This is a genomic window from Actinoallomurus sp. NBC_01490 (assembly GCF_036227085.1).
GTDB lineage: Bacteria > Actinomycetota > Actinomycetes > Streptosporangiales > Streptosporangiaceae > Actinoallomurus > Actinoallomurus oryzae.
Genome location: NZ_CP109433.1, coordinates 2,027,188 through 2,051,866 on the forward strand (window position 1 = coordinate 2,027,188; position 24,679 = coordinate 2,051,866).

Sequence of the window (24,679 nt, forward strand, 5' to 3'; positions counted from 1 at the left end):
CCGTCGCCGTGATACGACGATAGAGGACCCGGTCAGGCTGCTCAAGTCCCTGTTACATCGGGGTTTTAGTCGACACCGCGAACCTTGTCACGCGGCTGCCCAGGCAAGATTGATGTAACGAATAGGTTACGAACTCTTGACGTCACAATGTCGGTACGTGTGAAGTTCACACGAACAAACAAACACCGGTTCCGATCCGGGAGTTCGGGTCGCGGTCGGCCCACCTGACCGCACATCGTCGCGGGGGCATCCCGGATCGGCTCTCTTCTCGCTGTCCCCTTCGCGTGTTCGGAACCGCTCAGGCACCCAGAGCCACCGACCTCGAAGCGGCCGTATCGCACACCGAGCCGGCAGGGTCCGGGTCTGGAGATCAGTCGTGGCAGATGTTGCTTTGGAGTGCCGGGACCTCGCCAAGGCGTTCGGTGGAGTGCCGGTACTGAAGGGCGTGTCTCTCACTCTCAAAGCCGGCACCGTGACCGCGCTGGCCGGGGAGAACGGCGCGGGCAAGTCGACGATGATGAAGATCGCCTCGGGCCAGGTGAAGCCCGACCGCGGTCAGGTCCTGATCGGCGGCGAGCCGCTCTCACACGGGGACCCGCAGGCAGCGCACCGCCAGGGGATCGCGATCGTCCCCCAGGAACTCGCTCCCATCATGGACATGAAGGTGTACGAGAACCTCTTCATCGGACGGGAGCTGCGCAGCAGGGCCGGCCTGCTCGACCGGCGCGCGATGGCACGCAAGGCCCGCGAGATCCTCGACGTCTTCGGGGTCGAGATCGATCCGCAGTCGACGATGCGCAAACTGCCGGTCGGGCTCCGCCAGCTGGTCGAGATCGCCAAGAACACCAGCGGCGGAGCGAAGGTCCTGCTGTTGGACGAGCCCAGTTCGGCCATCTCCGACCGCGAGGTCGAACGGCTGTACGCCGTCGTGAACAAACTTCGCGAGCAGGGCGTCGCCATGCTCTACACGACGCACAAGATGGAAGAGATCCGCGCCCTGGCCGATCGGGTGGTGGTGCTGCGCGACGGTGGGCTGGTCATGGACCGTCCGCTCACCGAGGTCAGCGATGACGACATCGTCCACGCGATGATCGGCCGTGAGCTCGAAGACCTCTTCCCGACGTTGCATCCGCCCGGTGACGAGGTCGCTCTGCAGGTCAGAGGACTCCACGTCAGCGGTTATGAGCGACCGGTGGACCTGACCGTCCGCCGTGGGGAGATTCTCGGGCTGGCCGGACTCGTGGGAGCCGGCCGAACCGAGCTCCTGGAGGCGATCTTCGGGGTTCGCAAGAGCATCGCGGGCACCGTCACCGTCGCCGGCAAGGCCACCCGGCGCAATTCACCGGCCGACGCGATCACCCACGGGATGGCCCTCGTCCCCGAGGACCGCAAAGGGGCCGGCGCCGTGCTGTCCATGGACGTGCTGGACAACGGTTCGCTGCCGCGGCTGCCGAGTTTCACCGTGGGCGGGTGGCTGCGGCAACGCAGCCGTACCCGGACGGTCGACACGGCGATGAAGTCGGTCGCGCTGCGCAGCCGGGGACTGTCACAGCAGGTCGGCACGCTCTCCGGCGGTAACCAGCAGAAGGTGGTCCTCGCACGCTGGCTGACGGGGAGCGTGAACGTCCTCCTGCTCGACGAGCCCACCCGGGGCGTCGACGTCGGTGCCCGCAGCGAGATCTACCGCATCATCACCGAGCTCGCGGCCTCCGGAATGGCCGTGGTCATGGCCTCGTCCGACATGCCCGAGATCCTGAGCCTCGCCCACCGCGCGCTGGTCATGCGTGGAGGAGGCGTCGCGGGTGAGCTGAGCCGCGCCGACCTGTCGGCTCCCGACGTTCAGAACACCATCTTCCGCCTCGCCGCCGGCCTGGACCCCCGGTCCGACCACGGCTCCGTCGACCATTCGCCCGACCACACCCCCACCTCGACCGACCACAAGGAGAACGGCCGATGACCACGCGACAGCCAACCCGGGAGCGCACGTCACCGGGCGAGACGGCCGAGCAGGCCCAGACCTGGCGGCTGTCGGGACCGTGGGTACGCGACCAGCTGATCCGCCACTCCATGGTCGTGGTGATGCTGTTGATCATCGCTTACTTCAGTTACCGGAGTGCCCGTTTCGGAACCCTCGACAACGCGCAGACGATCGGCATCGCCGCGGCTCCGTTCGCGCTCATTGCGCTGGGTCAGACGCTGGTCATTCTCACCGGCGGAATCGACCTCTCGGTGGGGAGCGTCATCGCTCTCAGCGCGATGTCCGCGGCCGCGACCGTCAAGGGCCATCCCGACCGGCTCTGGCTGTCGGTTCTGGTCGCCCTGCTCGTCGGGCTCGTCGCGGGAACCGTCAACGGCTTCCTGGTCTCCAGGGTGAACGTGCCACCGTTCATCGCCACTCTCGGCATGTTGACCACCGCATCCGGCCTCGCGTACGTCGTGGGCCACGGTGCGCCGATCAACGGACTCCCGGGGAATTTCGGCAAGATCGCGAACAACGAGATCCTCGGCCTGCAGATCCCCGTGGTCGTCATGATCGTCGGCATCGTCGCGCTCGCCCTGATCATGAAGCGGACGTCGTACGGCATGCGCGTCTACGCGGTGGGCGGTAACCCGGTCGCCGCCCAGATCGCGGGCGTCAAGACCACCCGGATCCTGTTCAGCGTCTACGCCCTCAGTGGCGTGCTCGCCGGGCTTTCCGGCGTGATGCTGGCGTCGCGGGTCATCTCCGGACCCCCCAACCTCGGTGAGGGATACGAGCTGGACGCCATCGCCGCCGTCGTCATCGGCGGCGCGAGCCTGCTGGGCGGCCGGGGCAGCATCTGGGGCACGGCGCTCGGACTGTTCCTGATCCAGACTCTCAACAACGGCCTGGACATCCTCGTGGTGCCCGCGTACTGGCAGAACGTCATCAAAGGAATGCTGATAGTCGCCGCCGTCGCCGTCGACGTCTGGTCCGCCAAACGTAGGACCTGAGACCTCTCCTGTCCGATCCCGTCCGATCCTGCCCGATCGAGACGAGGCCTCGCTTCCGAACCACCCCCCGGTCGATCCAACGAACAAGCGCGCCCAATCAATGGAGTTCCCCATGCGCAACAAGATTTTCCGTACTCTCGCCCTCGCCACGGCGGGTACGGCCCTGCTGGCCAGCGCCGCGTGCGGTGCCGGAGACCCCAACAAGGACTCCGGCGGCTCAGGCAAGGGCAAGCTCCGCATCGGCGTCAGCGTCTATGACATGTCCTCGTTCATCACCGCGGGGAAGGCGGGCATCGACGCGTACGCCAAGGCCAACAACATCGACGTGCTGTGGAACTCCGCCAACCTGGACGTCAGCACGCAGGCGAACCAGGTCGACCAGTTCATCAACGCCGGCGTCGACGCCATCGTGGTCGTCCCGGTCCAGGCCGACTCCCTGGCCCCCCAGGTCGCGTCGGCCAAGGCCAAGAAGATCCCGTTCCTCGCCGTCAACGCCGGTCTCAACAGCTCGGACCTGGCCGGCACCGTGCTGCCCGACGACGTCAAGGCCGGCGAGCAGGAAATGCAGATGATGGTCGACAAACTCGGCGGCAAGGGCAACATCGTCGTCCTGCAGGGCCCGCTCGGTCAGTCCGGTGAGCTGGACCGCACCAAGGGCATCCAGAACGTGCTCGCCAAGCACCCCGATATGAAGATCATCGCCAAGGACACGGCCAACTGGAAGCGCGACGAGGCCGTCAACAAGATGAAGAACTGGCTCTCGAGCTTCGGCGGCAAGATCAACGGCATCGTCGCCGAGAACGACGACATGGGCCTCGGGGCTCTGCAGGCCACCCGCGAAGCCAAGGTCAAGCTTCCGATCGTCGGGGTCGATGGCATCCAGGACGGCCTCAACGCGGTGAAGAGCGGGGACTTCATCGGCACCAACCTGCAGGACGGGACCGTCGAGCTGGCGACGGGCCTCGCCGTGGCCGCCAAGATCGCCAAGGGCGAGAACGTCAACAAGAAGCCCGTCTACCTGATGCCCCAGATCACCAAGGACAACGTGGACACCTACATGGAGCACGTCGTCACCAAGAAGGACGCGTTCCTCAGCACGCTCCCCGCGCTGATCGAGGCGAACCTCAAGACCGGCGACATCGCCAACGAGAAGAGCTGACCGGACCGGGCCCGGTGCGGCCGGCCACGAAACGGCCGGCCGCACCCGACACCCCCGAGCCCTGCGAGCTGAGGAGACCCTCATGACCACGATGCAGGCAGCGGTCCTGCGCGGAATCAAGGACCTCGCGATCGAAGAGCGTCCCGTACCGGCGCCCGAACCCGGCGAGGTCCTGGTCCAGATCAACGCGGTGGGCGTCTGCGGTTCCGACGTCCACTACTACGAGCACGGTCGCATCGGAGACTTCGTCCTGGAGCGGCCGATGGTGCTCGGACACGAGTCCGGAGGCGTCATCGTCGGCGTCGGACGCGGCGTGGACGCCGCCCGGATCGGGCAGCGCGTCTCCGTCGAGCCCGGCGTGCCCGACCTGACCTGCCCCGAGTGCCTCGCCGGACGATACAACCTGTGCCCCGCCATGAGGTTCTTCGCGACCCCTCCGATCGACGGATCTCTCGCGGAGTTCGTGACCGTCCACGAGTCCTTCGCCCACCCGGTGCCGGAGTCGCTGTCGGACGACGCGGCGGCACTGCTCGAGCCGCTGTCCGTGGGCGTCTGGGCGAACCGCAAGGGACAGGTGAGCGCGGGCAGCCGAGTCCTGATCACCGGAGCCGGACCGATCGGGCTGGTCGCGACGCAGTGCGCTCGCGCCTTCGGCGCCGCCGAGATCGTGGTCGCCGACCTCAACCCCCACCGCCTGAAGCTGGCCGCGGACCTGGGCGCGACCGCGACCCTCAACGTCGCGGAGACCTCGCTGGGCGACGCGGGATTCGAGCCCACCGTGCTGCTGGAGTGTTCCGGTCATCCCGGTGCCACCGGTGACGCACTGCGCACCCTGACCAGGGCGGGCCGGGCGGTGCTCGTGGGAATGGGCGACGATGGTCTGCCCCTGCCACTCGGCTACATTCAGAGCCGGGAGATCGAGGTCACAGGCACCTTCCGGTATGCGAACACCTGGCCCACGGCGATCGCGCTCGCGGCCTCGGGCCGGGTCGACCTGGACGCCCTTGTCACCGGTCATTTCCCCCTGGCGGACTCCGAGGCGGCTCTGCTCGTCGGCGAGCGCGACCCCCATGCGGTCAAGTCCGTCATCAATCCACAGCACTGATCGCCCACAGCACTGACGACCAGGTCCGCCACCCGTCGAAATCCGTCCGGAGGCAGGCAGTGGGGGAGGGCAGCCGCCCTCGACTGGAAGGACAACAATCATGACTCGTCTGTACGACGACCCGGGCACCTTCACCGAGGACATGCTCGCCGGCTTCCTGGACGTGCATCAAGACACCGTCGCGGGTGTACCGGGCGGCGTCGTCCGCGCGACCGAGACGCGGCCGGGCAAGGTCGCAGTCGTCGTCGGTGGTGGTTCCGGGCACTATCCGGCCTTCTGCGGAGTGGTCGGGCACGGGTTCGCCGACGGCGCCGTCGTCGGGAACATCTTCACCTCGCCGTCGACACAGGACGCGTACTCGGTGGGAAGCGCGGCGGCGGGCACCGCCGGTCTGCTGTTCTCCACCGGCAACTACGCCGGCGATGTGATGAACTTCACGCTTGCCCAAGAGCAGCTATGCCAGGATGGCATCGACACCCGCGTCGTCTTCGTCACCGACGACATCGCCAGCGCGCCGGAGTCGGAGATCCACAAGCGTCGTGGGATCGCCGGGGACTTCGTCGTGTTCAAGGTCGCGGGTGCCGCCGCCGAGGAGGGATACGACCTCGACGCGGTCGAACGGGTCGCCCGTCACGCCAACGACCGGACCCGCACGCTCGGGGTGGCGTTCGCCGGTTGCACCATGCCCGGCGGGACCGCGCCGCTTTTCACCGTGCCCGCCGGGCGAATGGGGGTCGGCCTCGGGATCCATGGTGAACCCGGCGTCGGTGAGGACGCGTTGCCGCGGGCCGCGGAGCTGGCCGACCGGCTGGTATCCGGTGTGCTGGCGGAGAAGCCCGCCGGATCCGGCAACCGGGTGACGGCGATTCTCAACGGGCTGGGGACGACGAAGTACGAGGAGCTCTTCGTCGTGTGGCGGAGCGTGGCCGGGCTCCTCGCGGACCAGGGTCTCGAAGTCGTCGAACCCGAGGTGGGTGAGCTCGTCACCAGCCTGGACATGGCCGGATGCTCTCTGACACTGGTCTTTCTCGATGATGAGCTGGAGCGGCTGTGGCGCGCCCCGGCGGACACGCCGGCCTACCGCAAGGGCCGGGCGGAGCCCGCGAGTGCGACTCCGGCGCGGCGTAGCACGACCTCCGGCGTACCGGCCGCGACGGCGACGCGACCCGGCTCGGAGGGGTCCCGCGCCTGTGGGCGCACCATCGTCTCGGCGCTCGAGGCCATGGCCTCCGCCATGGTCGAGGCCGAGCACGAACTCGGCCGGATAGACGCCGTCGCCGGCGACGGCGACCACGGCAGGGGAATGGTCAAGGGCGCCATGGCGGCCGCCGCCGCGGCGCGCGACGCCGCCGATGCGGGCGCCGGCGCGCGGTCGGTCCTGGTCGCGGCGGGCGACGCGTGGGCCGGGAAGGCGGGCGGTACGTCCGGATTTCTCTGGGGCGCGATGCTGCGCGAGATCGGCGAACACCTCGGTGACGACGTCGAGAAGACCTCCGCCGCGGACGTCGCGGACGCCATGCGAGCCGGGCTCCAGGCGCTCCAACGGCTGGGCAAGGCGCAGCTCGGGGACAAGACGATGGTCGACGCGTTCGTGCCGTTCGTCGACGCGCTCGCCGGGCGGGTCCGCTCGGGTGCGGCACTGCCGGCGGCATGGCAGGAGGCGACGCGGGCCTGCGAGACCGCGGCACTGGCCACAGCGGATCTGCGACCCAGGGTCGGCCGGGCACGACCGCTCGCCGAGCGGAGTGTCGGTACCCCGGACGCGGGGGCGACGTCGCTGTCTCTGTGCGCCGGCGCGGTCGGCGGGGTACTGGGGCCGGCGCGCTGAGCCGCTGCCGCAATGAAAGAACACGAAAGGGGTGGGCGCCATGCCTGACAAATGGCGGATCGTCGTCGGTTGCGACGACGCGGGGCTGGACTACAAGAACGTCCTGAAGGCGGACCTGGAAGCCGATGACCGGGTCGCCGAAGTGATCGACGTCGGAGTCGGGGCCGGGGACACGACACCGTATCCGCACATCGCCGTCATGGCGGCACGCAAGGTCGCCGCCGGCGAGGCGGACCGTGCGCTCATGGTGTGCGGCACCGGGCTGGGAGTCGCGATCAGCGCCAACAAGGTGCACGGCATCCGTGCGGTGACGGCGCACGACAGCTTCTCCGTCGAGCGGTCCGTGCTGAGCAACGACGCCCAGATCCTGTGCTTCGGGCAGCGCGTCGTGGGACTGGAGCTGGCCCGCCGCCTGGCGAGCGAGTGGCTCGACTACCGCTTCGACGAGAACTCCAGATCCGCGGCCAAGGTCCGGACCCTGACGAACTACGAGTCGGGCCACGACCTGGCCGACCAGGCCGACACGCTCCGGGAGAGCGAGGAACTGGCGCGCTCATCGGCCGTCCTGACGATCGAACCGGAATCGAAGCAGACCAAAGCGATCGACGAGGAGTAGAGGACATGGCGGCAGCAGAGAAGGCCCTTGACATGACCTTCGGGCTCGACGGCAAGGTCGCACTGGTGACCGGTGGCGCGTCGGGGATCGGCGCGGCGATCGCCGACACCTACGCGTTGAAGGGAGCCAAGGTCGCCGTGGTCGACGTCAACGGCGAGGCGGCCGATGCCAAGGCACGGGAGCTCGGGGACGGGAGCGCCGGATTCACGTGCGACGTCTCCGATCCCGCCGCGGTCGGCTCGGCGGTCACCGCCGTTCTGGAGACCTACGGCCGGATCGACATCCTGGTGAACAGCGCCGGTGTCGCGATCCTGGCCCCGGCCGAAGACCTGGAGCCCGGTGCGTTCGACACGACGATCAACATCAACCTGAAGGGTACCTTCCTCGTGTGCCAGGAGGTCGGACGGCATATGCTCGCCGCCGGCTCGGGGAAGATCATCAACCTGGCGTCGCAGGCCGCCAGCGTCGCCTTGGACCAGCACGTCGCCTACTGCGCCTCCAAGTTCGGTGTGGTCGGCCTGTCCAAGGTGCTCGCCTCCGAATGGGCCGGCCGCGGAGTGACCGTCAACACGATCTCCCCCACCGTCGTTCTCACCGATCTGGGCCGCAAGGCCTGGGCCGGGCCGAAAGGTGAGGCGCTGAAGGCCCAGATTCCGACGGGACGCTTCGCCTACCCGGAGGAGATCGCGGCGACGGCGCTGTTCCTCGCCTCGAACGGCTCAGACATGATCAACGGTGCGGACATCGTCGTCGACGGCGGCTACACGATCCGCTGATCCAACGACGGTCATCCCTCACACCCGCACCGGCCGGCACAGCTTCTGGATCGACTTTCCGGGGCGGCCCCACTGCGGTTCGTCCCCGTTACACGGTTGGCATCGCCCCTGCCCTGGGGTGAGGCGCTGCGGCGTCCGTCAGGCGTCGCGGAACTCCGTGGGAATGGCCGGGTCGCCGCGGGAGAGCTGGAAGGCGCGGGGTGGGAGTTCGGACAGGGCGCGCTCGTGGCGGGCGCGGGCTTCGGCCAGGGGCTCGCGGCCGACGATCTCCCCGTCCCGTACGAGCTCGGTCAGCAGCGGCCGGTCGTACGGGCCCGGCGCGGGTTCGGCGGTCGCGACCATCTCCGCGATGGCCTTCCCGTCGTCGCCGATGTGGCGGACCGCCCACTTGCGGCCGCCCCGGCTCGGCTTGCCGACCGAGCGCTTGGCCACCGGGCGCAGCGGGCCCTCTTCGGACTCCGCCCGTGCCACCAGCTTGTACACCAGGGCCGCCGTCGGCGCGCCCGAGCCCGTCACCAGCGACGTCCCGACCCCGTACCCGTCGACGGGCGCGGCGGACAGGCCCGCGATCGCGTACTCGTCCAGGTCGCCGGTCACGATGATCCGCGTCTTCGAGGCGCCCAGGGAGTCGAGCTGGGCGCGTACCTCGTGCGCGGTCTCGGCCAGGTCGCCGCTGTCGAGCCGTACGGCGCCCAGCTCCGGTCCGGCCAGGTCGACCGCCACGGCGACGGCTCGGGCCACGTCGTACGTGTCGACCAGCAGGGTGGTGTCGCGGCCGAGCGCGTCGAGCTGGGCGCGGAAGGCGTGCCGTTCGCTGTCGTGCAGGAGGGTGAACGCGTGGGCGCTGGTGCCGGCCGTCGGCACGCCGTAGGACCGGCCGGCCTCCAGGTTCGAGGTCGAGGTGAACCCGGCGAGGTAGGCGGCACGCGCCGAGGCGACGCCGGCCATCTCGTGCGTACGGCGGGAGCCCATCTCGATGATGGGCCGGCCGCCCGCGGCGTGCACCATGCGGGAGGCGGCCGAGGCGATCGCGGCGTCGTGGTTGAGGATCGACAGCGCGAGCGTCTCGAGGATGACCGCCTCGGCGAAGTCCGCCTCGACGACGAGGATCGGCGACCCGGGGAAGTACAGGTCGCCCTCGGAGTAACCCCAGATGTTCCCGGAGAACCGGTAGGAGGACAGCCACGCGGCCGTCGGCTCGTCCACGATGCCCTGGGAGGTGAGGAAGTCCAGCGCGGGCCCGTCGAACCGGAAGGCCTCCAGGGCGTCCAGGAAGCGGCCGATCCCGGCCACGACGCCGTAGCGCCGGCCGGCCGGCAGGTGGCGCGCGAAAACTTCGAACACCGCCCGGCGTGCCGCGGTGCCGCCGGCGAGCGCACCCCGCAGCATGGTGAGTTCGTAGCGGTCGGTCAGCAGAGCCGTCGTCGAAAGATCCACGAATGGCAGATTACGGTGAAGGTGTGCACGATGATTGAGGGGAGCTCCCGTTAAGGAGGCACCAAAGTGACCACGGCTCCCGTCGAGCTCGATCGACCGGACGCCGCCGAGGACGTGCGACCGGACCGTCCGTGGGTGGCGATCGTGTGGAACGATCCCATCAACCTCATGTCCTACGTGACCTACGTGTTCCAGGCCGTGTTCGGCTACTCCAAGCGGAAGGCCGAGAAGCTCATGCTCGACGTGCACCACAAGGGACGCGCGGTCGTCTCGAGCGGCACCCGCGAGGAGATGGAGCGCGACTGCGAGATCCTGCACTCCTACGGGCTGTGGGCGACCGTCAAGCAGGACATCTGATGAACGGCGGCTTCACCGGCGCCCGCGGCGGACGTGTGCGCCTGCGCATCGGGTCGGAGGAGGCGGCCGTCGTGCGCCTGCTCATGGGCCAGCTGCTCGACCTTCTCGGCGAGGGCGACCAGCCGGAGTCCGGGTCCGGGGCCGACGCCGGCATGCCCGACCTGCAGCTGTCGGAGAACACCGCCGTCTCCGACGATCCGGTGCTGGCCCGGCTCTTCCCGGACGCCTACCGCGAGGACCAGAACGCCTCCGCGGAGTTCCGGCGCTACACCGAGGCCGGGCTGCGCGAGGGTAAGCGCGCCGCGGCCAAGACGGTGCTCGCGACGCTCGGCGAGGGCGGCGAGGTCGTCCTCGACCCCGACGAGGCGCAGGCGTGGCTGCGGGCCCTCAACGATCTTCGCCTGGCGCTCGGCGTACGCCTCGACATCACCGAGGAGACGCTTGACCAGATGCGGACGTTCGACTGGGACGATCCGCGCAATGCCGGGTACGCCGCGTACGACTGGCTGACCTACCTCCAGGAGAGCCTCGTACGCGCCCTATGGTGAACCGGCCGCCGAGGGACCGTCGCTACGCTGTGCCCATGCTGACGATCGAGCGCGCCATCGTTGACCAGATCATCGCGCACGCGCGTGCCGACCACCCTGACGAGGCGTGCGGCGTCGTGGCCGGCCCGATCGGCTCCGACCGGCCCACGCGCTTCGTCCGGATGGCGAACGCCGAGCGCTCGCCGACCTTCTACCGGTTCGACTCGATGGAGCAGTTCCAGGTGTGGAAGGAGATGGACGACCGCGACGAGGAACCGGTCGTGATCTACCACTCCCACACCGCCACCGAGGCGTACCCCTCCCGCACCGACATCTCCTACGCCTCCGAACCGAACGCCCACTACGTGCTGGTCTCCACGCGCGAGGCCGACGAGACCGAGTTCCGCTCGTACCGGATCATCGACGGCGAGGTCACCGAGGAGGAGGTCTCCGTCGTGGAGGCCGGCGAATCCGACTCGGTAAACTGACCAACGTGATGACGACGACGATGGTGAAGCGCCGCGGACGCGGGCGTGTCGTCGCACCCGTGCAGAACTTCCTGTTCGGCCACAGCCGGGCCGAGATCGTCTACGACTGTCACTGAGGCATTTCCCCCGAGGCCTGGAATCCCCGGGCGATGCCATGTGTTGGCGTGCGTTGCCGGGGACCGTACGACGAAGGAGCACATCGCCATGGCGATCGAGGTTCGCATCCCGACGATTCTTCGCAACTACACCGACGGCGCGAAGGCCGTCGAGGGTGGTGGGTCCACGCTCGACGAGCTGTTCACCGACCTGGAAGGGCGGCACCCGGGCCTGCGCGACCGGCTGGTCGACGACAAGGGCCTGCGCCGGTTCGTCAACGTCTACCTGAACGACGAGGACGTGCGCTTCCTGGGCGGACTGGAGACCAAGGTGTCCGACGGTGACACCGTCACCGTGCTGCCCGCCGTCGCGGGCGGCTGACGTGCGCTACGACTCGCTGCTCGACTCGCTGGGCCACACGCCTCTGGTCGGCCTGCCGAGTCTGTCGCCGTCGCCCGACGTACGCCTGTGGGCCAAGCTGGAGGACCGGAACCCCACCGGCTCCATCAAGGACCGGCCGGCGCATTGGATGATCAACAAGGCCGAGAAGGAAGGCCTGCTGACGCCGGGCTGCACGATCCTGGAGCCCACGTCCGGCAACACCGGCATCTCCCTGGCCATGGTCGCCCGCCTGCGCGGCTACCGCATGGTGTGCGTCATGCCGGAGAACACCTCCGCCGAGCGCACCCAGCTGCTGAAGATGTGGGGCGCCGAGATCATCCCCTCACCGGCGGCGGGCGGTTCCAACGAGGCCGTACGCGTCGCCAAGGGGCTCGCCGCCGAGCACCCCGACTGGGTGATGCTCTACCAGTACGGCAACGAGGCGAACGCGCGGTCCCACTACGAGTCCACCGGGCCCGAGCTGCTGGAGGACCTCCCGACGATCACTCACTTCGTCGCCGGTCTCGGCACGACGGGCACGCTGATGGGCGTGGGTCGGTTCCTGCGCGAGCGGGTGCCCGGCGTCGCGATCGTCGCGGCCGAGCCGCGCTACGGCGAGCTGGTGTACGGCCTGCGCAACATCGACGAGGGGTTCGTGCCAGAGCTGTACGACGAGTCGGTGCTGACCACGCGCTACTCCGTGACGTCGGAGGACGCCCTGCGGCGCACGCGCGAGCTGCTGGCGGCGGAGGGCATCTTCGCGGGCATCTCGACGGGCTGCGCGCTCCACGCGGCGCTGGGCATGGCGGCCAAGGCGGTCAAGGCGGGCGAGCGCGCGGACATCGCCTTCGTGGTCGCCGACGCCGGCTGGAAGTACCTGTCCACGGGTGCGTACGACGGCACGCTGGACGAGGCGGAGAAACGCCTGGAAGGTCAGCTCTGGGCATAGGCGCCCATAGGTTGCCTTTGAACGGGATAGGCAACCTGTGGTTGCACTCGCTCATGAGGCAACCTATGGTTGCCTTATGAGCGACTCCGTGGTGACCCTGGACACCTTGATCGATCAGGTCCGCACCGGGTTCGAGACGGCGCCCGTTCTCGATCGGCTCACCCGCGCCGTCGACGTCGCGGCGCGAGTCAGCGAGCTCGGTGAGAACCTCATCGGGTACTACGTCGACGAGGCCCGTCGGGAGGGCGTCTCCTGGGCCGACATCGGCACCCGGCTCGGCGTGAGCCGGCAGGCCGTGCAGAAGAGGTTCATCCCGGCCGGCGACGCACGCGAGGGTGACCGGGAGGGATTCTGGAGCCGGACCACCGAGGGGCTGCGCGCGGTCGTCGGCGAGGCCCGCGAGGAGGCGCGCCGCCGTCGCAAGACCTACCTCGGCACCGAACACCTCCTGCTCGCCCTGATCTCCCGCGAAGACGACCCCGCCACCCGGGCGCTGGCCGCCTGCGGCGCCGGTCCGGCCGCGCTGCGCGCGGCGGTCGACGGCCGCGTCGGCATACCCACCGGTGATCCGCTGCTCGACGAGACGCCCTTCACCCGGCTGTCGCTGACCGTCCTGCGCCACGCGCTGCGCGAGGCGCTGCGCGCCGGCACCGAAAGCGTCGACACCGGACATCTCGCCCTGGGTCTGCTCACCGTCGGCGACGGGCTGGCCCACGACGTCATGGTCAACCTCGGTCTCGGCTATGACTCCCTGCGGGCCGCCCTGGCGGAGGCCGGTGGCACGGCCGACGGCGAGCGGCCGTAGAGAGGGCGCGCGTCCGGGCCGTCCGTGGGTCAGTCGCGGTCGGTCGGCGGGGGTGTGAACTCGCCGGTCTTGGCCAGCCGTTCGGCGACGTCGCGCAGTTTGACGTTCGTGTGCTGGGACGAGGCGCTGAGCATCGCGAACGCCTCCTGGGCGTCGATCCGGTAGCGCTCCATCAAGATGCCCTTCGCCTGTCCGATGACATCCCGGCTCTCCAGTGCGTTCCGCAACTGGCTCCGCTCGCCGACGGTGGCCATCGCGATGGCGGCGCACGCCGCGACCGAGCGGCCCACCCGCTCGGCGCCCGGGGTGAAGGCGTACGGCTTCGGCGAGTACAGGCTCAGGGCGCCCACCGTGCCGATCCGTACGGACAGGCGGAACGCCAGGACCGAACGCACGCCCCGGGCGACCGCGACCGGGGCGAACCGCGGCCACCGAGGCTCGTAGGCCAGGTCGTCGGCGCGTACGGTGTCGGCGAGCAGCGCATCCAGGCAGGGGCCCTGGCCGACGTCGTACTGCAGGGCGTCCAGCCGCGCCGCCAGATCGCCGGTGTACACGGGCGTCGACGCACCGTCCTGGCCCAGCATGGTCGCGCCCGCGTGGGCGGCGCCGGGGACCTCGTTCTCGGCCAACCGCAGGATCTGCTGGACGACGAGGGCAGCGTCGTCCTCAGCCTCCAAGAGCCGCGCCAGCCCCGCCAGGTGATGGCTCACTCCATCAACCGGCGTCATCTCGTCAGACGGCATCGCCTCGCGGTTCTGATCCGGGCCGGGCACACCGCCCGGACATTCTCCAAACAAACGATCCCAACGGGGCGGCCGACCGGAAAGCCAGGACGCGAACGGACCGCCTCGTACTATCCGGAGAGCGAAGGGCCCTCGCACGAGTGACCGCTCTGGAGCATGCCGGTATGGTTCATGCCGAATGTCGTTCTAATTTTGGTGGGGGCTGGCATGAGCGAACGGAGTGAGCGACTCAAAGAACACGCGCGCATGCTCTCTCTTCCGGCGAAGGAGGGCGCATGAGCGAGCGGAGCGAGCGAATCAATCAACACGCGCGCCCGGTCACTCCCCCGACGAAGGAGGGCCCATGAGCGGGTTCGGCGAGGCCACGGCGGTACGGCGTACGGGCGAGGGGCGTTACGCCGTCGCGCTCGACGGCGACTTCGGGTTCGAGCAGGCGCTCAACGGCGGTTACCTGATGGCCGTCCTCGCGCGGGCCGCCCTGGACGCCTCCGGCCGTCCGTACCCGATCTCCACCGCCGCGAGCTTCCTGCGGGTCGCCAAGCCCGGCCCCGCCGAGGTGCTGGTCGAGACGCGCAAGTCCGGGCGTACGGCCGAGGTCGCCCGCGTCTCCCTCGTCCAGGACGAGGCCCCGATCGTCGACGCCCTGATCACCACCGGAGCCCTCGACGGCGACGCCGAGCCTCTCTTCTCCGAGGTCCCCGGTCGCCTCCCGGCGATCGAGGAGTGCGTCACCTTCGGCGGCGACAAGGAGGACGGGTTCACCGCCCGGATCGACATGCGGTACGACCCGGCCACCATGGGCTGGCTCGACGGCCGCCCGGGCGGCCGGCCGGAGATGCGCTCCTACTTCCGGCTCCGGGAGGCGTACGAGCCCGACGGCGTCCTGCTGGCGCTCGCCGTCGACGCGCTCCCGCCGGTCGTGCTCAACACCGGACGGTACGGCTGGTCGCCCACGGTCGAGCTGACCTGGCACATGCGGGCGGTACCGGCGCCCGGACCGCTCGCCCTGTACGGCAGCGGCCGCCTCGTCAGCGACGGCTGGTTCGACGAGGACGTCGAGGTCTGGGACGCGGCCGGCCGTCTGGTCGCCCAGAGCCGCCAGATCGCCCGCGCGGGCCGCCGCCCCTCCTGAACCTCCGCTAGAAGTCGTTCCACTCGTAGGTCGGCTGGCCGTACCTGGAGGCGTCGGCGTTCCACAGCCGGACGAAGGCGCGTTTGGCGTCGGCGGCCGTCTGGTTGGCCTTGTTGATCGCGTCGTTCCCGCCGGCGTCACTGCACACGCTGCTCGACGCGGCGCGGCGGGCCCAGGTGAGGTACCTCTTGTCCGCGGTCAGCGTCGCGACGATCATCGAGATCAGTGCCTGCCGGAGCCCGCCTCCGTCGACGATGTCATCGACCCGCAGGGCGGTCGCCTCGCTCACCTGCTGGGTGCGCTCCTGGACGACCTCGGCGAGCAGCTCGACGTTCGAGGCGGCGTACTCGCACGCGCCGAGAGTGTCGGGCATCTCCGTCCGGGTCGACTGCACGGTCTGCAGGAAGGTGTTCATCGCCGTCAGTTCTTCGGCCGGGTCGGGCAGCGGCGCGGAGTCCTGGACGGCCTGCGCCGCAGCGGGCTTCACGGGCCAGTGATGGTAGGAGGTCACGCCGCCGAGGCCGAGTCCCGCGGCCGTGCACAGCGACACGGCGAGGCTCTTCCACTGCGCCGCGCCGGCCCCGGTGCGTTCGCCGTCGTCCGGTGGCTTCTTGTGCCGTGCGGTCTGCTCGTCGGTCACCGGCTTGGGGAAGAGCTCCTCGTTGCAGTGCGCGCAGAGGACGCGAGGCAGGAAGTTCGTGTTGGAGCACCAGGGGCACTGCATATGATCGGGCTCCTTACGCAGTGGCCGGAAAGTCCGGTTCGGTGTCGAGCGGCTTGTAGCCGCGCCGGATCCTCGTCTGTTCGAGCCACTTCCGGCCGTCAGCGGCGACCGTCTCCAGCAGGCTCAGCGCGCCGGTGAGGTCGGCCAGGTCGGGCGACGGCGGCGCCTGCTGCTCCTCCAGCAACTGTTCGAGCAGCACCGCGTTGAACGTGTCCACCGTGATGCCGATGGTGTGCCGGTTGACGAGCTCCAGCCGGAACTCCTGGTAGATGGGCACGGCGGACTGCCTGATCCGGTCCTTCTCCTCGTCGGTACGTGGCAGGACGACCTCGCGGTGGCCGTCGTCGAACCGGATGCCGACCTCCTCCACCTGGGCCGAGGCGATGGCGTCATAGCGGAAGGCCGTGCGCTGCTGGTCGCTCGCGACGCCGGTCGGGAAGTCCAGGTGCATCTTCACCTGGCGTACGCCGGACACGGTGAGCAGGAACACCCAGACGACGTACGCGGAGAAGCGCGGCTGCCCGCCCTTGACGCGGGAGCGGCGCGCGGTCTCGGTGCCCTCGGGCAGGACGGCGTGGGTGATCAGGTCGCGGTTCGTCAGCCCGTACTGGTTCATGGCCAGCGTCTTGAGATAGATCTTGTCGTAGTCCAGCCACTGGGCCATCTCGTCGTCGTCCGGGCGGTCGGCGAGGAGCTCGACCCGCTCCTCGTGGGCGAACGTCTCCTCCTCCAGGATCCGGTCGGCCTCGGCCTGGTCGGCGGCGACGCTGTGCCGCCGCGCGACGTACACGTCGGCCCGGCTCCGCGCCAGGAGAACGGCACCGGCCACCAGCCACAGCACCGCCACGGTCGCGACCGTCTTCTGGACCTTGGTCATCTCGTCCAGCGCGTAGTACCAGCCGCCGACGAACGTGCCGAGCCCCACGGCCAGCATCGAGAGCCTCAGCAGGCGGTCGGGGTCCTCCGGCTCGCGGGCGGTCCACCGGCGTGCGGTGTTCTCGGCGTACCAGGCGATCAGCCAGTCGACCGCGCCGGGCGACACCTCCGGGTCGGCGTACCGGTCGACGATGTCCTGCGCCAGCAGCGTACGGGCCCTCATGGTCGCGACCGCCCATCGCGATCGCTGCGCGGCCGACGTCGGCGCGTGCTTGTCGAACTGCTGCCGGACGGTCCGCTCCACGTGGGCGCTGAAGTCGGTCGGCGCGGGCCGTGGCCGCCGGGGATACAGCGCCGAGTACCGGCCGGGCAGCTGGCCGGGCCCCCAGAGCAGCAGGATCCAGGTGCCGGCGAGGACGACGCCTCCGGTGATCACGGCCGTGTCGGCGCTGCCGAGGGTGACGAGCGTGAACGCCAGGGCGAGCCCGCCCGCGACCAGCGCGGCTCCGCAGACGGCCGCCGCCTGCTCGAACGGCCCGAAATCGGGCCGTCGTAACGGCTTCGGCCGCGGTGGTTCGGGATCCGGCTCGAAGAACTTCCACACCCGTTCCTCGCGGTCGTCCGCCGTGCGCTGCCTGCGGGCGATGTCGAGAAGGTCGGCCTCCCGCCGGTCCCGCAGCACGTTGGACAGGATGGGGTCCAGGTGGCGGTAGATCTCACGGCGGCGGTCGTCCGGGAGCCGGTCGAAGGCGGACAGGAAGGCGTCGAGCGCGCCCGAGTCGAACGTGCCGGTCTGCTCCTGACCCTGGAGGCACGCGATGAGTCCGGTGACCGCGCGGTGCGCGTCGCGCCACGAGTCGGCGGGGCCCTTCTGGCAGAGCCACCGTGCCCGGTCGAGCGCGGCGAACTCCTCCCGCTCGAGCACCTCGAAGGGCTGGTCGCTCAGCACCGCGATCGTCCAGTAGTAGGCGACCTCGTTCACCAGGGAGCGGGTCGACTCCGGGGTGACGAGCGCCTCCTGGACGGCCTCCTCGATGAGCCGTCTCGCCTGGGGCGGCATCTTGCCGGCGAGACAGCGCTTGGCCACCGCGAACTTCTTCTCGGGCGGGTCGCCGTCCTTGATCTCGTACCGGACGTCGCCGATGACCGTGCCCTGGATGCCGATGCGCGCGTTGTCCGACGCGGTGTTGACCGTGGACGGCCGGGGCCGTCGCCGTTCCCGAGCCGGGCTCATCGGCCGTCCCGTTCGTCCCGCGTGAGGAAGTCGCCGAAGTTGATGTCGCCGACGATGGTGCCCGCCTGCATGCCGACCCGTGCGTTGCCGTAGGCGTTGTTCACCGTGCTCCCCGCCGGCGGGACCACGTTCGCGTCGCGGAGCTCGGGCACCAGCTCGATGAGCGTGGTGGCGAGCCGGTCGAGGTCGGCCTCCATGTCGCGGCTGCGGAGCCGGACGTACTGGCACGTGGCGAGGCGTTCGAGCCCGGCGGGGAGGGCGTCCTTCCGCAGGGGTTCCGCCTCGCCGATCAGCACGGGCACCACGCGGATGCCGAGGTCGAAGGCCTCGACGATCTCCCGCCGCACCCAGTCGGACGCTTTGTCGATCTTGCGGACGTCGTGCTCGTCGCGGACCTCGAGCCAGCGGGGACCGATGACGGCGAGGAGAGCGGAGCTTCTGCGCACGCCCCTCAGCAGCGCTTCTTCGAAGTCGTCGCCCGGCTTGATCGACTTGGCGGCGCGGAAGAAGACGTCGGAGGCGAACCGCTCGGACAGCGCGTGCTCGAGCAGTGCGGCGACGTTCTCCTCGTCGCTCGTACGGTAGTTGACGAAGACGGTGGTCATGGCTCTCTCCCTTGATCGCCGGCCTGGCCGAAGTCATGTCTTTGGTGGGTCGTCCGGAGGGCGGTGTTCACACCGCCGAGGTCTCCAGCGCCGCGGTGAGCGCGGGATAGAGCTCGCGCACCGTGGGATTCGAGTGCCGGCGCGACAGCGTCCGGGCCAGGCGGCGCAGGTCGGAGGTGATCGTCGCCGAGCTGACGACCGAGGTGATGCCGAGGAGGCGCGTCGTCAGCGCGCACGCGTGCTCGATCTCGCCCGCGGCGGCGTGCGCCAGTGCCTGGCGCACGCCGTACCTGGCGCGGGAGCGGAGCGCCTCGGGCCGGATGCGGGCGACCTGGGCGTCGAGGATCTCGCTCGCCTCCTTCGGCCGGCCCAGCTCGTAGAGGCACCAGCCGGTGACCGTCGTGACGGTGTCGGGCAGGTTCGTCGACCCGAGCACCGGCGCTTCCGTGCTCCCGGCGGGCGCGGAGAGGAGCTCGCGGGCCCGGTCGAGGCTGCGCATGCAGGTGTCGTAGTCACCGGCCAGCGCGTGGCCCTGGGCCTCGCGCTGCGCGGCCAGCCCGCGGATGCGGGGCGGCGTTTCCGAGTGGGCCTGCGCCTGGCGCGCCAGCGCGACGGTCTGCCTGGCGTCGCCGCGGTAGAGCGTCACGAGGGCGCGGCGGATCAGCGCGTAGACGGCCAGGTCGTGGTCGTCGCCCGCCTCCGCCATGCTGACCGCGCGGGCGGTCAGCCAGAGAGCGGCCTTCTCCTCTCCGGACTCCTGGGCCATCCAGCCGGCGTACTCGGCGAAGCGCGCCCCGAGTGTCAGCAGGTCGTCGCGGTGGCCCGCAGGTGCCTCGGACGCGAGGACGCTCAGGATGCGGGTCTGCGCGATGACCGGCGGCAGCACGATGCCCGGGCTGGCCGTCTGGCCGAGGGTCCGGTAGTGGTCGAACAGTGATCGGAACGCCGTGAGCGCCGTCGGCTCCTTGGCGGTCGCGGAGATGCCGTGCGCGCTGAGGGTGAGACCGGCCATCGATGACGCGCTCACCGCGAGCGCGTCCCGTCGGCTGATCGGGCGGAACCAGCCCGCCCCGTCCGGCCCGAGATTCATCAGCCATACCTCGCCATCGTCGGTGACCATTTCGAGCGACGGCATTTCGGAAGACGTGACCTCGGTCGGCCGTTCGGCGACAAGAGAAAGGAGCGCCCCGTCGGCGTGGAGTTCGGTGTCGCACATTCGTGCCAACTCCGCCGAAGGTGATTTGCGTCCGGTCTCGATCTTGCTGAGATAGCCCTTGCTGTAATGCAGGCGCTTACCGAACTGTGCCAGTGAGAGGCCGGCCTCCATTCGCATTCGCCGAAGCTCGGAACCGAATAATTTCAGCGATTCCGTCATAATGGCCTCCGTTTCCCGTTGCCGAATCAACGGGGCGTACTGGAAAGTTCGTTCGGGGATCGGACCGGAGGGCCGGGCCGGACGCCGGTGGGGCTGGGCGCGGCGTCGTCGCGGCCGGGACGGTGATCCACGGCGGGGAGGGGCGGCTGCGGCCGGCGAGCCGGAGTCCACGGCGACGGAATCCCTCGGGGCGTTTCGGCGCTCCCGGCGGGGCGCATCCCTGTGGTGGATTCGTGGCAAGAACTCCGGACCCCCGTGCAGTGTCAATGATGGTAACACTGCGACAAATCATGTCGAAGGACTCGCTGAAAAGTGAGTCGACGGGGTGGGTTTCCCGTTTCCTTCTGTAGGAGGTGACCGGAAACCCCCTCGCCGTGGGCGTGTCGGCTGGACCCGGACAAGGCGCCTTGGCGGTACGAGCCGGCGGTGTTCGCCGTGCGATATTTCCGCTATGTGCAATATGGCGCATTCGGACAAGTGATTTCCGTGGAGGGTCCATTATTGATCATGGAATTATCGATCATGGAATGCCCGGGCCCGAGCGGCGCTCCGCTCGCCGCGGCCCTCCCGGCCGCCGGACGGGACCGCTGCTGGACGGGAGCGCTGCTGGACGGGCCGTGCCCGACCGCTGGACGGGGCCATGCCCGGCCGTCCTCCCGTACGGGCCGTGGTCTGATCCCGTCAGACCGCCCGGGCGGGTCGTAACCGCCACCGACCGGGCGCGCGCCGCCGTGAGGTCGTCGAAATACCCGTGTGACATGCAGCGCATTGATGCCGTGTTCCTCACGGCGTTCTCTAGCCTGTGGGGTCATGTCTGACGCTTCGATCGGAATCTTCGACAGCGGCGTCGGCGGGCTGACCGTCGCCCGCGCGATCCTCGACCAGCTCCCGGACGAGCCGCTCCTGTACGTCGCGGACACGGCGCGTTTCCCGTACGGGCCGAAGCCGATCGCCGAGGTGCGCGCGAACGCCCTCGAGGTGCTGGACCACCTTGTCGAACAAGGCGTGAAAATGCTCGTGATCGCCTGCAACAGCGCGAGCTCCGCGGTGCTTCGCGACGCGCGGGAGCGTTATCAGGTGCCGGTGATCGAGGTCATCCAGCCCGCGGTGCGGGCGGCGGTCAGCGCGACGAGTACGGGAAACGTGGGATTGGTCGCTACTCATGCGACGGTGACCAGTCGCGCTTATGACGATGCGTTCGCCGCTGCGCCTCATGTGACACTGACAAGTGTCGCCTGCCCGCGTTTTGTGGAGTTCGTGGAGCGGGGCATCACCATGGGCGACGAACTACTCGACGTCGCACGAGAGTATTTGGCACCGATTGTCGAAGCGGGCTGTGACACGCTCATCCTCGGTTGCACGCATTATCCCTTGCTGACCGGAGTGATCTCCTACGTCGCCGGAGACGGAGTGACCCTCGTCTCCAGCGCCGAGGAGACCGCCAAAGACGTCTACCGGGTACTCCACGACCGCCGCCTGGCCAGAGCGGAGGGCTCCCCGGAACCGAGCCACCGGTTCCTCGCGACGGGGGATCCCGCGCCGTTCGGCGCACTCGGCCGCCGCTTCCTCGGCCCGGAGATCGGGCTTGTCGAATCCGCACCGGTGGGCATCACGTTCTCGGCGTGAGAACGGCCCGCGGGACACTGGAGAGGGGAGCGTCGATCCAGGTGGATGACGCACGAAGGCGACAGCGGAACCGATCGTCCTGCTTCCGGGCGACGTGAGGAGGCCGGCAACGTGCGGATTACGGTGATCGGCTGTTCGGGGAGCTTTCCGGGGCCGGACAGCCCTGCCTCGTGTTATCTGGTCCAGGCCGGCGGCTTCGCGCTGCTGCTCGACCTCGGCAGCGGTGCCCTCGGCGCCCTGCAGAACCACATCGGCCTCTATGACATCGATGCGATTCTGTTCACTCATCTGCACGCGGACCACTGCCTGGACCTCTGCGGTTACTGGGTGGCGCGCAAGTACGCACCGGACGGCCTGAAACCACGCATCCCGGTCTACGGGCCGGACGGAGTGGCCGAGCGGATGGCGCGCGCGTACGACCTGGACCCCGAGCCGGGCATGTCGGAGGCGTTCGACTTCCGCACCCTGGCACCGGGGACGTTCGAGGTCGGGCCGTTCACCGTGACGGCCGCGACGATGAACCATCCGGTCGAGGCGTACGGCTTCCGCGTGGAGCACGGGGGCGCGGCCCTCGCCTACACCGGCGACACCGGCGAGTGCGAGGCGCTCGTGGACCTGGCGAGCGGCGTCGACCTGCTGCTCGCCGAGGCGTCCTTCGTCGAGCGGGAGGGGCTGCCGGACGACCTGCACCTCACCGCCCGGCAGGCGGGTGTGTACGCCACGCGGGCGGACGCCGGGCGGCTCGTCCTCACCCACCTCGTCCCGTGGAACGACCCCGGCCACACCCTGGCCGAGGCGAAGTCCAGCGGATATCGAGGTCACATCGAACTGGCCAGCCAAGGAGCCGTTTACGAGCTTTAGACTCCGGCTCGACGCCCCTGCCGTCCCACCGCGCGGAGGGAGGCTCCGAGACGGGTCCCGGAGATCGCGCCGGGCCGCCGCGACCGGCGGTCCGGTCTCGATAGGGTGAACGACATGGCTCGTCCCGACGATCGTTCAGCCGACCAGCTCCGCCCCGTCACCATCCGCCGCGGATGGCTTACCCACGCGGAGGGCTCGGTCCTCGTGGAGTTCGGCGGCACCCGCGTCCTGTGCGCCGCCACGGTGCAGGGCTCGGTGCCCCGCTGGCGCCGCGACTCCGGACTCGGCTGGGTCACCGCCGAGTACGCCATGCTGCCGCGCGCCACCACGACGCGCAACGACCGCGAGTCGGTCAAGGGGAAGATCGGCGGCCGTACGCACGAGATCTCCCGGCTCGTCGGCCGGTCGCTGCGGGCCTGCGTCGACTTCAAGGCGCTCGGCGAGAACACCATCCTGCTCGACTGCGACGTGCTGGAGGCCGACGGCGGCACCCGCACGGCCGCGATCACCGGGGCGTACGTCGCCCTGGCCGACGCGGTCGCCTGGATGCGCGACCGCAAGATGCTCAAGTCCAGCCCGCTCGTCGGTTCCGTCGCCGCGGTGAGCGTCGGCATCATCGACGGCGAACCCCGCCTCGACCTGTGCTACGAAGAGGACGTCAGGGCCGAGACCGACATGAACGTCGTCTGCACCGGCGACGGCCGCTTCGTCGAGGTCCAGGGCACGGCCGAGGGCCAGCCCTTCGACCGTACGGAGCTCGACACGCTGCTCGACCTGGCGGCCGGCGGCTGCGCCGAGCTCACCCGCATCCAGCAGGAGGTCCTGGCCTCGTGAAGGTCGTTCTCGCCACCCGCAACCAGGGCAAGATCGTCGAGCTGCGCCGGATCCTCGACGGCGTCGACGTGGTCGGCCTGGACGAGTACCCGGACGCGCCCGACGTCCCGGAGACCGAGCTGACGTTCCAGGGCAACGCCCTGCTCAAGGCGCGGGCGATCGCCGCGCACACCGGCCTGCCCGCCGTCGCCGACGACTCCGGCCTGTGCGTCGACGCGCTGAACGGCATGCCGGGGGTCTTCTCCGCCCGCTGGTCGGGCCGGCACGGCGACGACGAGGCCAACATCGATCTGCTCCTGGGGCAGCTGTCGGACGTCGCGCCGGAGCTGCGGGGCGCCCGCTTCGTCTGTGTGGCCGCCGTCGCCTGGCCGTCGGGCGAGGAGGACACGGTCGAAGGCCAGCTGTCCGGCCACCTCATCGGCGAACGCCGCGGCACGCACGGCTTCGGCTACGACCCGATCTTCGTCCCGGACGACGAGACCCGTACGACCGCGGAGCTCTCCCCGGAGGAGAAGGACGCCATCAGCCACCGCGGCAAGGCGTTCCGCGCCCTGGCCGAACGCCTGGCACAGCGGCCGACGACCTCATAGCTGCCGCTACCAAGTCGCCACAATTAGGACGTCGAGGCATGACAACGACAAAGGCGCCTCAGACGTCAATCAACCGTGTCTAGACTGATCATGCGCCGGACGGCGTTCCTTCTCGCCCTGCCGATCCTCGCTGCGGGCTGCGGTGGCTCGTCCTCCGGCGACCCGCACGGCGGTGGCTCCGGCGCCCCGGCGCAACCGGCCGAGACCCGGTCCGCCGCGGCCGGTGCCGCGAAGACCGGCTACACGACGCCCATGCAGATCGCCCAGAAGATCAAGAATGCCGGTCTGGGCTGTGCGAAGCCCCGCCCGGCCGAAGTGGCGGGAGGCAAGAAGGTGACCTGCACGGTCAACGGCGAGCAGGTCAACATCGAGGTCTATCCGTCGGAGCAGGTCTTCAAGCAGGTGATGAAGGCCGTCTGCGGCACGGGCGTCAAGCTCGCGTCCGTCTCCGACAACCGGCGGTGGGACGTCACGCCGGACACCGCGCGTACCGCCAAGCGCCTGCAGAAGGTGGTCGGGGGACGGGCGGAGATGCTCTGCGCCCACATCTAGACGCCTCCGCGCGCACGGCTGCTCGCCGGG

At 69.7% G+C, this 24,679-nt stretch carries 25 protein-coding genes; 19 read left to right on the forward strand and 6 right to left on the reverse strand.

All coding sequences use genetic code 11. The annotated features are described in order from the left end of the window. The first annotated feature begins 376 nt into the window (after positions 1 to 376). From OG417_RS10055 to OG417_RS10085, 7 genes are all read left to right on the forward strand, one after another. The gene (locus OG417_RS10055) at positions 377 to 1,957 is read left to right on the forward strand and encodes a sugar ABC transporter ATP-binding protein (protein WP_329253078.1); all 1,581 of its coding nucleotides are present in this window, start codon (positions 377 to 379) and stop codon (positions 1,955 to 1,957) included. Further along, positions 1,954 to 2,973, forward strand: a complete 1,020-nt coding sequence (locus tag OG417_RS10060; RefSeq protein WP_329253081.1) for an ABC transporter permease — start codon at positions 1,954 to 1,956, stop codon at positions 2,971 to 2,973. The genes OG417_RS10055 and OG417_RS10060 overlap by 4 nt, the downstream gene beginning before the upstream one ends. A gap of 112 nt (positions 2,974 to 3,085) precedes the next feature. Further along, positions 3,086 to 4,132, forward strand: a complete 1,047-nt coding sequence (locus OG417_RS10065; RefSeq protein ID WP_329253083.1) for a substrate-binding domain-containing protein — start codon at positions 3,086 to 3,088, stop codon at positions 4,130 to 4,132. A gap of 82 nt (positions 4,133 to 4,214) precedes the next feature. Beyond that, a complete protein-coding gene (locus tag OG417_RS10070) occupies positions 4,215 to 5,237 on the forward strand; it encodes an NAD(P)-dependent alcohol dehydrogenase (protein WP_329253085.1) in 1,023 nt (340 codons plus the stop codon). Between the two features lie 100 nt (positions 5,238 to 5,337). After that, a complete protein-coding gene (locus OG417_RS10075; protein ID WP_329253087.1) occupies positions 5,338 to 7,065 on the forward strand; it encodes a dihydroxyacetone kinase family protein in 1,728 nt (575 codons plus the stop codon). Between the two features lie 40 nt (positions 7,066 to 7,105). Further along, complete coding sequence (locus OG417_RS10080; protein ID WP_329253090.1) at positions 7,106 to 7,681, forward strand: ribose-5-phosphate isomerase; 576 nt, start codon at positions 7,106 to 7,108, stop codon at positions 7,679 to 7,681. A gap of 5 nt (positions 7,682 to 7,686) precedes the next feature. Beyond that, a complete protein-coding gene (locus tag OG417_RS10085; protein ID WP_329253093.1) occupies positions 7,687 to 8,457 on the forward strand; it encodes an SDR family oxidoreductase in 771 nt (256 codons plus the stop codon). A 138-nt stretch (positions 8,458 to 8,595) separates the two neighbouring features. Here OG417_RS10085 and OG417_RS10090 read toward each other — a convergent pair whose 3' ends face one another. Then, the gene (locus OG417_RS10090) at positions 8,596 to 9,903 is read right to left on the reverse strand and encodes a nicotinate phosphoribosyltransferase (RefSeq protein WP_442875745.1); all 1,308 of its coding nucleotides are present in this window, start codon (positions 9,901 to 9,903) and stop codon (positions 8,596 to 8,598) included. Between the two features lie 57 nt (positions 9,904 to 9,960). Here OG417_RS10090 and clpS point away from each other — a divergent pair, with 57 nt between their 5' ends. The 6 genes from clpS to OG417_RS10120 all read left to right on the forward strand — a co-directional run bounded on the left by clpS (position 9,961) and on the right by OG417_RS10120 (position 13,497). Beyond that, the gene (clpS, locus tag OG417_RS10095) at positions 9,961 to 10,251 is read left to right on the forward strand and encodes an ATP-dependent Clp protease adapter ClpS (protein ID WP_329253098.1); all 291 of its coding nucleotides are present in this window, start codon (positions 9,961 to 9,963) and stop codon (positions 10,249 to 10,251) included. After that, positions 10,251 to 10,799: a DUF2017 domain-containing protein gene (locus OG417_RS10100; protein ID WP_329253101.1), complete on the forward strand. Its 549-nt coding sequence runs from the start codon at positions 10,251 to 10,253 to the stop codon at positions 10,797 to 10,799. The genes clpS and OG417_RS10100 overlap by 1 nt, the downstream gene beginning before the upstream one ends. A 35-nt stretch (positions 10,800 to 10,834) precedes the next feature. Continuing rightward, positions 10,835 to 11,266, forward strand: a complete 432-nt coding sequence (locus OG417_RS10105; RefSeq protein WP_329253104.1) for a M67 family metallopeptidase — start codon at positions 10,835 to 10,837, stop codon at positions 11,264 to 11,266. A gap of 204 nt (positions 11,267 to 11,470) precedes the next feature. Next, complete coding sequence (locus OG417_RS10110) at positions 11,471 to 11,743, forward strand: MoaD/ThiS family protein (RefSeq protein WP_329253107.1); 273 nt, start codon at positions 11,471 to 11,473, stop codon at positions 11,741 to 11,743. Position 11,744: 1 nt separating this feature from the next. Further along, complete coding sequence (locus OG417_RS10115; protein WP_329262218.1) at positions 11,745 to 12,692, forward strand: PLP-dependent cysteine synthase family protein; 948 nt, start codon at positions 11,745 to 11,747, stop codon at positions 12,690 to 12,692. A 76-nt stretch (positions 12,693 to 12,768) separates the two neighbouring features. Next, complete coding sequence (locus OG417_RS10120) at positions 12,769 to 13,497, forward strand: Clp protease N-terminal domain-containing protein (RefSeq protein ID WP_329253110.1); 729 nt, start codon at positions 12,769 to 12,771, stop codon at positions 13,495 to 13,497. A gap of 29 nt (positions 13,498 to 13,526) precedes the next feature. Here the strand turns inward: OG417_RS10120 and OG417_RS10125 are convergent, their stop codons facing one another. After that, the gene (locus OG417_RS10125) at positions 13,527 to 14,225 is read right to left on the reverse strand and encodes a GAF and ANTAR domain-containing protein (RefSeq protein ID WP_329253113.1); all 699 of its coding nucleotides are present in this window, start codon (positions 14,223 to 14,225) and stop codon (positions 13,527 to 13,529) included. Positions 14,226 to 14,583: 358 nt separating this feature from the next. On the opposite strand from OG417_RS10125, the gene OG417_RS10130 reads away from it, so the two are divergent. Next, positions 14,584 to 15,372: a thioesterase family protein gene (locus tag OG417_RS10130; RefSeq protein ID WP_329253115.1), complete on the forward strand. Its 789-nt coding sequence runs from the start codon at positions 14,584 to 14,586 to the stop codon at positions 15,370 to 15,372. 7 nt (positions 15,373 to 15,379) lie between these two features. Here OG417_RS10130 and OG417_RS10135 read toward each other — a convergent pair whose 3' ends face one another. The 4 genes from OG417_RS10135 to OG417_RS10150 form a co-directional block, all read right to left on the reverse strand. Continuing rightward, complete coding sequence (locus OG417_RS10135; RefSeq protein WP_329253118.1) at positions 15,380 to 16,096, reverse strand: hypothetical protein; 717 nt, start codon at positions 16,094 to 16,096, stop codon at positions 15,380 to 15,382. A gap of 13 nt (positions 16,097 to 16,109) precedes the next feature. Then, a complete protein-coding gene (locus OG417_RS10140; protein WP_329253120.1) occupies positions 16,110 to 18,206 on the reverse strand; it encodes a hypothetical protein in 2,097 nt (698 codons plus the stop codon). Continuing rightward, the gene (locus OG417_RS10145; protein ID WP_329253124.1) at positions 18,203 to 18,811 is read right to left on the reverse strand and encodes a toll/interleukin-1 receptor domain-containing protein; all 609 of its coding nucleotides are present in this window, start codon (positions 18,809 to 18,811) and stop codon (positions 18,203 to 18,205) included. Before OG417_RS10145 ends, OG417_RS10140 begins: the two co-directional genes overlap by 4 nt. A gap of 67 nt (positions 18,812 to 18,878) precedes the next feature. After that, positions 18,879 to 20,186 (reverse strand): helix-turn-helix domain-containing protein, encoded by a 1,308-nt coding sequence (locus tag OG417_RS10150; protein ID WP_329253128.1) that lies wholly within the window; start codon positions 20,184 to 20,186, stop codon positions 18,879 to 18,881. Between the two features lie 753 nt (positions 20,187 to 20,939). Between OG417_RS10150 and murI the strand changes: the two genes are divergently transcribed. From murI to OG417_RS10175, 5 genes are all read left to right on the forward strand, one after another. Continuing rightward, positions 20,940 to 21,812, forward strand: a complete 873-nt coding sequence (gene murI / locus OG417_RS10155; RefSeq protein ID WP_442875671.1) for a glutamate racemase — start codon at positions 20,940 to 20,942, stop codon at positions 21,810 to 21,812. A 111-nt stretch (positions 21,813 to 21,923) separates the two neighbouring features. Next, on the forward strand, positions 21,924 to 22,673 hold the full coding sequence (locus OG417_RS10160; protein ID WP_329253132.1) for an MBL fold metallo-hydrolase: 750 nt from the start codon (positions 21,924 to 21,926) through the stop codon (positions 22,671 to 22,673). Between the two features lie 114 nt (positions 22,674 to 22,787). Further along, the gene (rph, locus tag OG417_RS10165) at positions 22,788 to 23,507 is read left to right on the forward strand and encodes a ribonuclease PH (protein WP_329253135.1); all 720 of its coding nucleotides are present in this window, start codon (positions 22,788 to 22,790) and stop codon (positions 23,505 to 23,507) included. Then, entirely contained in the window at positions 23,504 to 24,097 is a 594-nt protein-coding gene (rdgB, locus tag OG417_RS10170; RefSeq protein WP_329253139.1) for an RdgB/HAM1 family non-canonical purine NTP pyrophosphatase, read from the forward strand. The genes rph and rdgB overlap by 4 nt, the downstream gene beginning before the upstream one ends. 90 nt (positions 24,098 to 24,187) lie before the next feature. Next, positions 24,188 to 24,649, forward strand: coding sequence for a hypothetical protein (locus tag OG417_RS10175; protein WP_329253142.1), 462 nt, complete (start codon positions 24,188 to 24,190; stop codon positions 24,647 to 24,649). Positions 24,650 to 24,679: the final 30 nt, after the last annotated feature.

Bases quoted from the DNA above. Each gene is read 5' to 3' on its own strand.
- OG417_RS10060 (WP_329253081.1), top strand. From the start codon at position 1,954: ATGACCACGCGACAGCCAACCCGGGAGCGCACGTCACCGGGCGAGACG.
- OG417_RS10065 (WP_329253083.1), top strand. From the start codon at position 3,086: ATGCGCAACAAGATTTTCCGTACTCTCGCCCTCGCCACGGCGGGTACG.
- OG417_RS10070 (WP_329253085.1), top strand. From the start codon at position 4,215: ATGACCACGATGCAGGCAGCGGTCCTGCGCGGAATCAAGGACCTCGCG.
- OG417_RS10075 (WP_329253087.1), top strand. From the start codon at position 5,338: ATGACTCGTCTGTACGACGACCCGGGCACCTTCACCGAGGACATGCTC.
- OG417_RS10080 (WP_329253090.1), top strand. From the start codon at position 7,106: ATGCCTGACAAATGGCGGATCGTCGTCGGTTGCGACGACGCGGGGCTG.
- OG417_RS10085 (WP_329253093.1), top strand. From the start codon at position 7,687: ATGGCGGCAGCAGAGAAGGCCCTTGACATGACCTTCGGGCTCGACGGC.
- OG417_RS10100 (WP_329253101.1), top strand. From the start codon at position 10,251: ATGAACGGCGGCTTCACCGGCGCCCGCGGCGGACGTGTGCGCCTGCGC.
- OG417_RS10105 (WP_329253104.1), top strand. From the start codon at position 10,835: ATGCTGACGATCGAGCGCGCCATCGTTGACCAGATCATCGCGCACGCG.
- OG417_RS10110 (WP_329253107.1), top strand. From the start codon at position 11,471: ATGGCGATCGAGGTTCGCATCCCGACGATTCTTCGCAACTACACCGAC.
- OG417_RS10120 (WP_329253110.1), top strand. From the start codon at position 12,769: ATGAGCGACTCCGTGGTGACCCTGGACACCTTGATCGATCAGGTCCGC.
- OG417_RS10125 (WP_329253113.1), bottom strand. From the start codon at position 14,225: ATGACGCCGGTTGATGGAGTGAGCCATCACCTGGCGGGGCTGGCGCGG.
- OG417_RS10130 (WP_329253115.1), top strand. From the start codon at position 14,584: ATGAGCGGGTTCGGCGAGGCCACGGCGGTACGGCGTACGGGCGAGGGG.
- OG417_RS10135 (WP_329253118.1), bottom strand. From the start codon at position 16,096: ATGCAGTGCCCCTGGTGCTCCAACACGAACTTCCTGCCTCGCGTCCTC.
- OG417_RS10140 (WP_329253120.1), bottom strand. From the start codon at position 18,206: ATGAGCCCGGCTCGGGAACGGCGACGGCCCCGGCCGTCCACGGTCAAC.
- OG417_RS10145 (WP_329253124.1), bottom strand. From the start codon at position 18,811: ATGACCACCGTCTTCGTCAACTACCGTACGAGCGACGAGGAGAACGTC.
- OG417_RS10150 (WP_329253128.1), bottom strand. From the start codon at position 20,186: ATGACGGAATCGCTGAAATTATTCGGTTCCGAGCTTCGGCGAATGCGA.
- rph (WP_329253135.1), top strand. From the start codon at position 22,788: ATGGCTCGTCCCGACGATCGTTCAGCCGACCAGCTCCGCCCCGTCACC.
- OG417_RS10175 (WP_329253142.1), top strand. From the start codon at position 24,188: ATGCGCCGGACGGCGTTCCTTCTCGCCCTGCCGATCCTCGCTGCGGGC.